The 8247-nt window shown below is 33.9% G+C and carries 15 protein-coding genes; 7 read left to right on the top strand and 8 right to left on the bottom strand.

Features of this window, described 5'->3' with window-relative positions; translation table 11 throughout:
* The first annotated feature begins 375 nt into the window (after nucleotides 1-375).
* Nucleotides 376-474, top strand: a complete 99-nt coding sequence (locus ACQKIH_RS22075; RefSeq protein WP_427768948.1) for an acyl-CoA thioesterase — start codon at nucleotides 376-378, stop codon at nucleotides 472-474.
* 97 nt (nucleotides 475-571) lie between these two features.
* On the opposite strand, the gene ACQKIH_RS22070 is transcribed toward ACQKIH_RS22075, so the two are convergent.
* From ACQKIH_RS22070 to ACQKIH_RS22045, 6 genes are all read right to left on the bottom strand, one after another.
* On the bottom strand, nucleotides 572-1723 hold the full coding sequence (locus tag ACQKIH_RS22070) for a site-specific integrase (protein ID WP_427768944.1): 1152 nt from the start codon (nucleotides 1721-1723) through the stop codon (nucleotides 572-574).
* A 92-nt stretch (nucleotides 1724-1815) separates the two neighbouring features.
* Nucleotides 1816-2199, bottom strand: a complete 384-nt coding sequence (locus tag ACQKIH_RS22065; RefSeq protein ID WP_427768942.1) for an ImmA/IrrE family metallo-endopeptidase — start codon at nucleotides 2197-2199, stop codon at nucleotides 1816-1818.
* 136 nt (nucleotides 2200-2335) lie between these two features.
* On the bottom strand, nucleotides 2336-2536 hold the full coding sequence (locus tag ACQKIH_RS22060; RefSeq protein ID WP_427768399.1) for a hypothetical protein: 201 nt from the start codon (nucleotides 2534-2536) through the stop codon (nucleotides 2336-2338).
* A 124-nt stretch (nucleotides 2537-2660) separates the two neighbouring features.
* Entirely contained in the window at nucleotides 2661-2789 is a 129-nt protein-coding gene (locus ACQKIH_RS22055; RefSeq protein WP_152983017.1) for an aspartyl-phosphate phosphatase Spo0E family protein, read from the bottom strand.
* 493 nt (nucleotides 2790-3282) lie between these two features.
* Nucleotides 3283-3474, bottom strand: a complete 192-nt coding sequence (locus ACQKIH_RS22050) for a hypothetical protein (RefSeq protein WP_427768939.1) — start codon at nucleotides 3472-3474, stop codon at nucleotides 3283-3285.
* Between the two features lie 118 nt (nucleotides 3475-3592).
* On the bottom strand, nucleotides 3593-3769 hold the full coding sequence (locus tag ACQKIH_RS22045; RefSeq protein ID WP_427768936.1) for an asparagine synthase: 177 nt from the start codon (nucleotides 3767-3769) through the stop codon (nucleotides 3593-3595).
* A gap of 198 nt (nucleotides 3770-3967) precedes the next feature.
* Here ACQKIH_RS22045 and ACQKIH_RS22040 point away from each other — a divergent pair, with 198 nt between their 5' ends.
* A complete protein-coding gene (locus ACQKIH_RS22040; protein ID WP_427768934.1) occupies nucleotides 3968-4132 on the top strand; it encodes a hypothetical protein in 165 nt (54 codons plus the stop codon).
* Between the two features lie 68 nt (nucleotides 4133-4200).
* Here ACQKIH_RS22040 and ACQKIH_RS22035 read toward each other — a convergent pair whose 3' ends face one another.
* On the bottom strand, nucleotides 4201-4710 hold the full coding sequence (locus ACQKIH_RS22035; RefSeq protein WP_427768932.1) for a DUF3231 family protein: 510 nt from the start codon (nucleotides 4708-4710) through the stop codon (nucleotides 4201-4203).
* Between the two features lie 189 nt (nucleotides 4711-4899).
* Between ACQKIH_RS22035 and ACQKIH_RS22030 the strand changes: the two genes are divergently transcribed.
* Entirely contained in the window at nucleotides 4900-5103 is a 204-nt protein-coding gene (locus tag ACQKIH_RS22030; protein ID WP_427768930.1) for a hypothetical protein, read from the top strand.
* Between the two features lie 626 nt (nucleotides 5104-5729).
* On the opposite strand, the gene ACQKIH_RS22025 is transcribed toward ACQKIH_RS22030, so the two are convergent.
* Nucleotides 5730-5969: a hypothetical protein gene (locus ACQKIH_RS22025; protein WP_057989441.1), complete on the bottom strand. Its 240-nt coding sequence runs from the start codon at nucleotides 5967-5969 to the stop codon at nucleotides 5730-5732.
* Between the two features lie 129 nt (nucleotides 5970-6098).
* On the opposite strand from ACQKIH_RS22025, the gene ACQKIH_RS22020 reads away from it, so the two are divergent.
* The 4 genes from ACQKIH_RS22020 (at nucleotide 6099) to ACQKIH_RS22005 (ending at nucleotide 8124) form a co-directional block, all read left to right on the top strand.
* A complete protein-coding gene (locus tag ACQKIH_RS22020; RefSeq protein ID WP_057989439.1) occupies nucleotides 6099-6515 on the top strand; it encodes a hypothetical protein in 417 nt (138 codons plus the stop codon).
* A gap of 79 nt (nucleotides 6516-6594) precedes the next feature.
* The gene (locus ACQKIH_RS22015) at nucleotides 6595-7116 is read left to right on the top strand and encodes a hypothetical protein (RefSeq protein WP_427768928.1); all 522 of its coding nucleotides are present in this window, start codon (nucleotides 6595-6597) and stop codon (nucleotides 7114-7116) included.
* 269 nt (nucleotides 7117-7385) lie between these two features.
* Entirely contained in the window at nucleotides 7386-7538 is a 153-nt protein-coding gene (locus ACQKIH_RS22010) for a hypothetical protein (protein WP_160320481.1), read from the top strand.
* Between the two features lie 217 nt (nucleotides 7539-7755).
* Nucleotides 7756-8124, top strand: a complete 369-nt coding sequence (locus tag ACQKIH_RS22005) for a DUF6713 family protein (protein WP_427768927.1) — start codon at nucleotides 7756-7758, stop codon at nucleotides 8122-8124.
* Nucleotides 8125-8247 lie beyond the last annotated feature (123 nt).

Genomic DNA, 8247 nt, shown 5'->3' with positions numbered 1-8247 from the left:
ATAAAAAAACACCTCCTAATTGAATTTTAGGTATCTAAACCCGAATTCAATCGAAGATGCTTTTTTTATTTGTCTATACTTTTGGGGTCAGTCCCAAAGTGGAGGGCTATTTTTTAATTATCAATATAAATTTACCGACTGCATTACCCGAAAATTCACCTGCCAAGCGTGTATTTTAATTTGGGACCCCAGTGGACCCCACTTTATAATGTTTAATAACGTTTATTTGGATAACTCACCCAAACTTTGTAAAATAATTATTTTTTTATTATCTTTATTACACTTAAAACCAATATTATTCCAAAAAAACATTTCCCATCAAACCCTTACATGTCAATGGATTTAGCGCTATAATAGCATATAGAGGTGAAAGAAATGTATACATCAGAAACAACAGTAGATATCCGTTATGCGGAAACAGATCAAATGGGTGTGGTATACCATGCGAATTACCTAGTTTGGTGTGATGAATAGCTGAAACCCTTTGGTATCAAGGGTTTCAGCTATTCATTTTTTTGTGTACCCCAATTTGTACCTCATTATTGAGTAAATTGGAAATCGTGTGGTCAGTTTACGAAACTTTGAATAAGATCGGCTGCTTGTGTTTCTTTTTTACAAAGGAGTGAGCATATACCGATAAAACTGTATTTGGATGATCTCCCAAAATTTCCGCTACTGAAATAAGTGGAATATTATTCGCTAATAAAATACTAGCAAATGTATGGCGTAAACCATGTGGACTAATACGTTTTAATTCGTATGTGGTGCAAATAAAGCTAATGGCATCCTTCAAATAAGAATCACCTGGAGGACGTGCACCTTTTACTGTGATAAAAACTACATCTTCTTTTTGGTGTTGCTTATTTAACTGCCACTTTTTTTGAATACACCAAGTTTGATATTTTTTTAATTGAATGGCCAATGTCTCATTCATGTGTAATGTACGCACACTACGTTTTGTTTTCGGCTTACGGCTGCCAAATCGATCACGTGTTTTAGTAATGGATATCAGTTTATCTTCAAAATCAATATCCTCCCACGTTAATGCCAGGGCTTCACCTTTACGCATACCCGTCATCGCAAGCGTTAATAGTAGGGGATATCGGGTATGTGGATCGTTTTCTTTGGCACATTGTAAAAATTTGTTCAATTCTTCTTCAGAATAAAAATTACCTGTGCGAGCCTCTCCAGCGCTATCATATTCCAATTCAACAATCGGATTGCGCTTAATGTGTTCCTTTAATACTGCAAAAGCAAGCGCGCCATGCAATACACTAATAATCCCACGAATCGTTACTTTCTTTAACTTTTTAGTAACCAATCCATCGACAAACTCTTCCTGAATAATGTTATTCGTTAATTGATTTAGTTTGTAATGTCCAATCAAAGGATTAATATGATTCGTTATGGTTTCGTTATAATGTTGCTTGGTGCTAACTTTCCAGCGCTTTGAACGAAGCTCTGAATAACGTGCCATCCATTGAGTAAGGTTTGTATTAGACTCCTGAACAAATAATATATTTCCATCTAATATATCCGCTTTCACTTCAACTAGAGCACGTTCGGCCTCTCTCTCACTTGAAAAGCCTCTTTTAGTCGTTTCACAACGTTTTTTATTCCGATCATGGTACTTATAACGATACGCAAACATTTTCTTACCATTTGAATCCTTGTAATAATAGATCGAATCTTTTTTTGTTTTAATATATTGCTCTCTCGCCATTTTGATTGCTCCTCAAATGCACGGGCAGGTGCCAATTAAAGACAATCAATAACATCACTCGTTTCAAATTACTATATATCATCAAAAGTATTTTAAATGTTCGAATTTGGAACATAGTATTTATTGCTTATGTATTTTTCTAAACGAACTCGTGCAAATTCATATTCGACGTTGAACAACTGCTGCATATGGTTAATCGTTTGAGAAGTACAATCCATAATTTCTAATTGATCCAGCATAAATGTAGGCATGCAAGCATGATACATAAAATTATTGGCTTTAAACTCCTGATATTCACGGAATAGGGGAGGCATGTTAAATTGTTCACCGGTATGTAGCAAAGGGTGACATAGTTCATGACAAAAATCCTGCCATTGCAATAGATTGTTAATGCGACTATCAATAAAAATTGCTGTCATATTATCGTATAAAATCGCTTCACTGGTTCGTTCCCAGTAGAATACCTTTATGTCCATTGCACTTGAAATCGTTCTTATATCTAAATGTGCGGGCTTATGGACATCAATTTGTTGATAGAGTTTATGGATGAACCTAGGGCAGAGGTGAAGATTGAGGTACTAAGCATTTGAACTATATTGATTGGTAAAACTATTAACCTTTTTCTTTTTTGGGTTTAACAAAGTAAGAAATGAACATTACAAAAACGCCCATAGAAATGTATATTAGTGCAACAGATTTATTTGGAATAACTGAATCATATTCAAAGAAACCAGATAATCTTCCCACTCCACTTATAATCAAAGTAATGCCAAAAATAAATATAATCCATCCAAGTGTAGACATTGTTTTCATTGCATAACAACTCCTGACATATAGGTAATTACCTATATAAGGATAACATAATTGGGTAATATCTGAAAAGATGGAATGATACATTTACTGCACAATATGTCAAAAGAAGAACGTAATTACCTAATTATTTCGTACTGTATTCATTTAGCAACTTATCAAGATCTTGACTCACTTTAATTGTATTTGGATGGGTTAGACCTTTTTCCATCCCAACATATATTAATCGGGATCTTAGTTTTTCTATTTTTTTCATTCTTATTTTATCAGTAAAAGGCACTTTGATTTCTCCTATTAATTTACTTTATAAGACAAATATACAATAAATAACATTTCGATGGAAGATGTAAAATATGGGAATAATATATTAGAAGCAAACGCTAACTTAGAGGGGATTTAGTACGTAGCATTTGAACAAAAATGTTGAGTAAAGGAGAGGTTAAGTATGATGAAAAAATATATAGCAATAGGTAACTGTAAAAATGAAGGTGAATTATGGTTTCTTGTGGATGGTGAAAGTGTTGAACAAGCAGAGAAGATTGTTACAGGTTAAGAAGGCGACACTTTTGAATTAAGTGCATGTGTGGAAGTTACAACGAATCCAGATGCAGGGATATCACATAAATTTACGCTTATTGAGTAATCAACATTTTGTGAATTATAAGAACGACTTTGTGTAGTGAAAAAGCCGATTAGAATAGACTAATCAGCTTCTATTTTTAGTTTTTTCCCTGATTTTACACCAGCATCTATTTGAATTTATGTGGTTTTGTAGCCTTAATTGAAGCTATTTCTCCGCAATTTAAACACACAGTACAAATAATTGGAGATCCACTAGAGAAAATTTTGTCAACTGGTTGTAAGGCAGCATAACCATCAAGTTTACCTTTGCCAAATGAATCACCACCGCAGGATTTGCAGGTTAATTTACCGTTTTCCATAATATCACCTCAATATGTAAATTATAACATAACTTACATATTGAGTTTAACTGAACAATTTGTGAAAAATGTTCAGTAATCGGAAAAAAAGAAGAGCACAATTTGTGCTCTTCAATTACTAACGACGATGCTCTACAAGGTCAATTGCACCCAACACGATGTGCGCTAAACCGAATCCAAATACAGTGTGTGCAATCATGTTATTTGGACTGCTTTTTTGCTTTAGTGCAATTCCAGCCACAGTAACAGCAGACCCTAGAATAGTTGGGATTAAACCTTCACGAATGTTGTTCATAAAAAATCCCTCCGTCGTAGTTATTTGGTGTTATCACACCATTATTACTATTTGCTAATAAACATGATGCTATACTTTCGAAACATTTTGTGAAAAATATTCAGTAGACGGAAAATAATCTTAATGAGCGAATTAGCTTATTGATCGCAAGTATAGACTATCGCCAAATGGTTAATTTATTTATTGGAGGTGATAAATATGCAAAAAAAGAAGGGCAATAAAAACGAAATAAAAAGAGAAGAATTTGGTACAGATTTAAGTCCTGATGATTTAGATATCCGTGAAGAAAACGATTTAACAGTAGAACAGTATAAGAATTCAAATCAAGTAAAAAAATCCGACAATACTCAAAATAATAAGTAAAAAAAATCCCCAGTTTTAAACTGGGGAACTAATTATTTAGGGGTTTAACGAGGCGCGATAAATACTTATTATTTTTCTGGATGATTTACATGTAATGGAGGAGGTACTAGCCAACCTTTTTCTTTATTAAGGCGTAATAGTTTGGCGCCAAGCAGCGCTTTAGCTGTATGGAATTGACCATACATTAAGCCAATGTCTTCTCTAATAGACATACCCATCGCTTGACTACATGCAACTAAACAAGCAGCAGCATCTAATGATAATGCAGCACTGATTTCAGGATCATTAAACTTTGCACCAGGAGGGATATCTTCTAGTTTTGCATCTGCACGTTCAGGAGGTGCAGGAGGTAATGCAACGCCATTTACTTTTAAAATCTTTTCTAAAGGCTTAACTTCTTCTTTGGCGCCTTGAATAAATTCTTCTAGAATTAATTTCAAGTCTTTATCACCAGCGTGATTATAAAATGTTTGATACCCAGCAATCATGCCATAGTTTGCAGCAAGATTTGTCCAAATACTGAACACCTCACCATAATGTAATGGTTCGTCTTTTGAGTTACCGCTTAAAATACCCATACTTGCACTTCCTTTTCGATTTTATTTCGCCATTATCAAGCAAGGATAGTATGTGTTGAAAATACATTATAATTCTTGAGAGTACAAAATGGATGTTGGTTGATAATGAATAAATTGGTCAATGATATTGCGGATAAAAAATATCCCGAATGCTCACTCTATGCTTAGATTTTTTTAGGGGTGAAAAATATGTATACTCGCTTAACATCACAAAATGGTGTATTTAGAATACCGCCAATTCAACGGAGTAATGACAAAGAATTAGATATGGCTATCGCTGACCTTGAAAAAAGAGGGTTTAACTTGGTGAGCCGTGGTAAAACATCTACTCAATATAGTTGTGATCAAACATACCGTCGAGTTTGGGCGATTATGGAGAGATATAAGTTTTAAAGAATAAATTAAAAGGATCACTTATATAAAAGTGACCCTTTAATGGAGATGGAAGAGGTTTGTAAAGTTAAATCACTTAACGCTATATTCTATGATTTGGAAGTGAACTTAACTAGCCGTGTGTCTGTATGATAAATAAAAAATAAAAGCCGCAGCGAGTACAAGCGCTACGGCAAACTAATATACAATATGTGAAAATTATTTATTTATAGAACCAAACTGTGACATAAAAAAAGACGGGTTTCCCCGTTTAATTTTTTAGCTTGGTAGCAATAGTTCTTAGTATTTCATTTTTTTCTTGCTGTATTTTAAGGAATTTAAGTAGAAACCAAATTACAAATACACATGGGACTATGTAGAAGAAAAGCATGATTAAGATAGGTAAAAAAACTAAAAATATTTCCATTAATGTAATACTACTTCCATTTTTTTATAAGTATAACCCATTAAAAAGAGAAAAGTAATTATGAATTATAAAATCTTTTGACCGTCATCATGGAGTTTTAGCGACCTATAAATGAACAATATGTGAAAAATGAGTAGGAAACGGGCATAAAAAAAGACCCGAGTCTCCTCAAGTCAGCAAAACTATACAAGTCTATTATAGCACGTATGTTTGTATAAATCTAAAACATAGAACGGAAAAATTCATGAAAGCCCAAATTCATTGGCACAGCCCAAATGTAAAAAGCAACTAGAGCCACACAAACTAAAAGGGATCTATAAATTTTGATGGGGAGTAGTTTTACAAAGATTAGCGAAAAAACAAAGATACAACCAAATTGAACAACCATTAAAACTAATACTGGCAGTATTGTAATTATCACACTTAATCCACCATTTAATAAACCTAATAATATGTCCATAGCATTACCTCATTATGTATTTTATGTAAATTATAGCATACAAAAAGCCACAGCTTTGCAGAGCTACGGCTTGGTAAGTCCCTTTTATGTTGTTCTGATAATCAAATTATAACATAAGGGGGCAATCTTATGGCAGGGCAAGTATTTGTATCAGAGGGCAACTTATTACAATGGATTGAGGACTATCACTGGATGATTGAAACGATTAAAGAGGCGGAAATGAATTCAGTTGGTTTTAGTGGGGCAAAGGTAGCTAGTTATGGTATTGAGTCAACTTTACCAAAAGCAAGTGGAGGTACAAGTGATCCGGTATTTTATGAGGTGCAACGTCGATCGCAATATGGTAGTTTCCGCATCCAGCAGTACAAACGTAAAGTATCAGAAGTGCAGCAACGCATTCTACTTGTAATAGGTGACAGGGAAATTGAAATCCTACATCGCTTATTAGATGGCGATAGCATGCGATCTATCGGCAAACATATGCGCTTATCTAGTACGACGATTTTTAGATTAAGAAATAGTATTTTGGAACAAATGATGAAGTAGCCAAATAGGCTGCTTCTTTATATTATTATATTTGGTATAATTGTATTAAAATACAATTTGATTTATAGGAGAGAATATTATGAAGGTTTATACATACGCTTTGCTTTGTTTTATGGGCATCATTTTATCAGGGTGCCGTACGGATGTACCTCAATCAGAAGCAGAAGCACTTACTTCTAACGAGGAGTCAATAGTTTTAAAAAATGAGACAGCTGTAATGGACAACTCTGATAAAAAGAAAGAAGAAAATTCAAATTTAGAGAGAGAAGGAATTGAAGTTTTTCGCGGTTTCATAGTTAATGAACAGATAGCGTCTCCTATTGGACAAAGTATGACGTACTTTAAACATTATGGTCAAACTGAAATGAATTATAAGGTATATATATTGAATACTGGTACTGAAAGCTTTATGTATAAAATTAAAAATATAGAGGATGACAAGAGAATTGCATCAGGAATCTTGGATGCGAATGAAAGCTTTGAGCAGGTATTTAATAACCTACCAAAAGGATCTTACGTAATTTCTTATGTAGTTGAAGAGGAAGAACACCCGATAGATATAGCTTTCTTAGTACAGGTTACTTCTGTTGGTTATTTTTAGTGGATTTATTTCGTTACGTGTAAAGTAGGAACAAATGTAACAAATGTAACAAAAGGAACAAACGGAGAATATTTCTCGCCTTAAAAAAACTAATGTACCATGTGAGGTAGGTCGGAGCGGTTTTACTTCTCTTACGCAATGACTTCGTCCTTTTAAAAGATTAAGAGCAAATCGTTTTTACCACAATAATAAACGAGAGGCTACTATTACTACTACAGGAGTGCTGCTTATGCAGTGCTCTTTTTTGTGTCCAGAAAGGGGTGAGTATCATGCGGTATGTATTGCAGTGTGAGGATTGTGAACGGCCAGCTCCGGTAGTTAGTACAAAGCATGGGCGTACGATTGTTGGGAATGAGACTATTAAAAAGACTGTGGCACAGAAATGCGAATGTGGCGGGACGATTAAACCTATATTAGACTAGGGCTTTGAATAGTGCGTATTGCTATTCCCTGGCGGTGCGTGCTGTTGAGAGTGAAAGGTAATATTGAGGCCACTGAATTACGAGTGGTCTTTTGTTATGTGACGTAATTTTATTGTACATATGCGACTTTATATCGTCATATTTTGGCATTTCCACTTAATAATTTGAGAGTAGTTTTGTAGTAACATAGGTTATATAAATTTGTAGGGGGTTTAATATGCCTGATTTTTTGCTTGTACTATTTTTATTTAATTTATCGTTATTTCTTTTGCATGAAATGGATGCAATAAGGCGTTCTGAGTGGCGATTGTTTATCGTACTAAGGGATATGGAAGATTCAAAAGCTTATAATGTATTCACATTTATTCACCTTTTTCTTTATTTATTAATACTCTCATTACTATTTAGCGAGTATCAAACAATTGTATTCTGGTTTCTAGATATATTTTTCATCATCCATGCAATCCTGCACTTATTTTTTGAAAAACACCCTCGAAATGGATTTAAGAATACGTTTTCGAGATTGATTATTTATCCAATGGGGATTCTTGCGGTAATACATTTATTATTTTTAATTAATACGTAAAGGAAGTATAGATAACTTATAAAGTCACATTGAACTGCTCCCTGTCAAGTAGACAGCGGAAATAATAAAAATACTTTAAGCGGCTTGAACCCTGTATTCTAGAGGGCTTAAGCCGTTTAATTT

It is taken from the genome of Solibacillus cecembensis (assembly GCF_050272495.1).
Lineage (GTDB): Bacteria > Bacillota > Bacilli > Bacillales_A > Planococcaceae > Solibacillus > Solibacillus cecembensis.
This window is presented reverse-complemented; position numbering and strand designations above follow the sequence as displayed.

Bases quoted from the DNA above. Each gene is read 5' to 3' on its own strand.
- ACQKIH_RS22075 (WP_427768948.1), top strand. From the start codon at position 376: ATGTATACATCAGAAACAACAGTAGATATCCGTTATGCGGAAACAGAT.
- ACQKIH_RS22070 (WP_427768944.1), bottom strand. From the start codon at position 1,723: ATGGCGAGAGAGCAATATATTAAAACAAAAAAAGATTCGATCTATTAT.
- ACQKIH_RS22065 (WP_427768942.1), bottom strand. From the start codon at position 2,199: ATGGACATAAAGGTATTCTACTGGGAACGAACCAGTGAAGCGATTTTA.
- ACQKIH_RS22060 (WP_427768399.1), bottom strand. From the start codon at position 2,536: ATGAAAACAATGTCTACACTTGGATGGATTATATTTATTTTTGGCATT.
- ACQKIH_RS22055 (WP_152983017.1), bottom strand. From the start codon at position 2,789: ATGAAAAAAATAGAAAAACTAAGATCCCGATTAATATATGTTGGGATG.
- ACQKIH_RS22050 (WP_427768939.1), bottom strand. From the start codon at position 3,474: ATGGAAAACGGTAAATTAACCTGCAAATCCTGCGGTGGTGATTCATTT.
- ACQKIH_RS22045 (WP_427768936.1), bottom strand. From the start codon at position 3,769: ATGAACAACATTCGTGAAGGTTTAATCCCAACTATTCTAGGGTCTGCT.
- ACQKIH_RS22040 (WP_427768934.1), top strand. From the start codon at position 3,968: ATGCAAAAAAAGAAGGGCAATAAAAACGAAATAAAAAGAGAAGAATTT.
- ACQKIH_RS22035 (WP_427768932.1), bottom strand. From the start codon at position 4,710: ATGGGTATTTTAAGCGGTAACTCAAAAGACGAACCATTACATTATGGT.
- ACQKIH_RS22030 (WP_427768930.1), top strand. From the start codon at position 4,900: ATGTATACTCGCTTAACATCACAAAATGGTGTATTTAGAATACCGCCA.
- ACQKIH_RS22025 (WP_057989441.1), bottom strand. From the start codon at position 5,969: ATGGACATATTATTAGGTTTATTAAATGGTGGATTAAGTGTGATAATT.
- ACQKIH_RS22020 (WP_057989439.1), top strand. From the start codon at position 6,099: ATGGCAGGGCAAGTATTTGTATCAGAGGGCAACTTATTACAATGGATT.
- ACQKIH_RS22015 (WP_427768928.1), top strand. From the start codon at position 6,595: ATGAAGGTTTATACATACGCTTTGCTTTGTTTTATGGGCATCATTTTA.
- ACQKIH_RS22010 (WP_160320481.1), top strand. From the start codon at position 7,386: ATGCGGTATGTATTGCAGTGTGAGGATTGTGAACGGCCAGCTCCGGTA.
- ACQKIH_RS22005 (WP_427768927.1), top strand. From the start codon at position 7,756: ATGCCTGATTTTTTGCTTGTACTATTTTTATTTAATTTATCGTTATTT.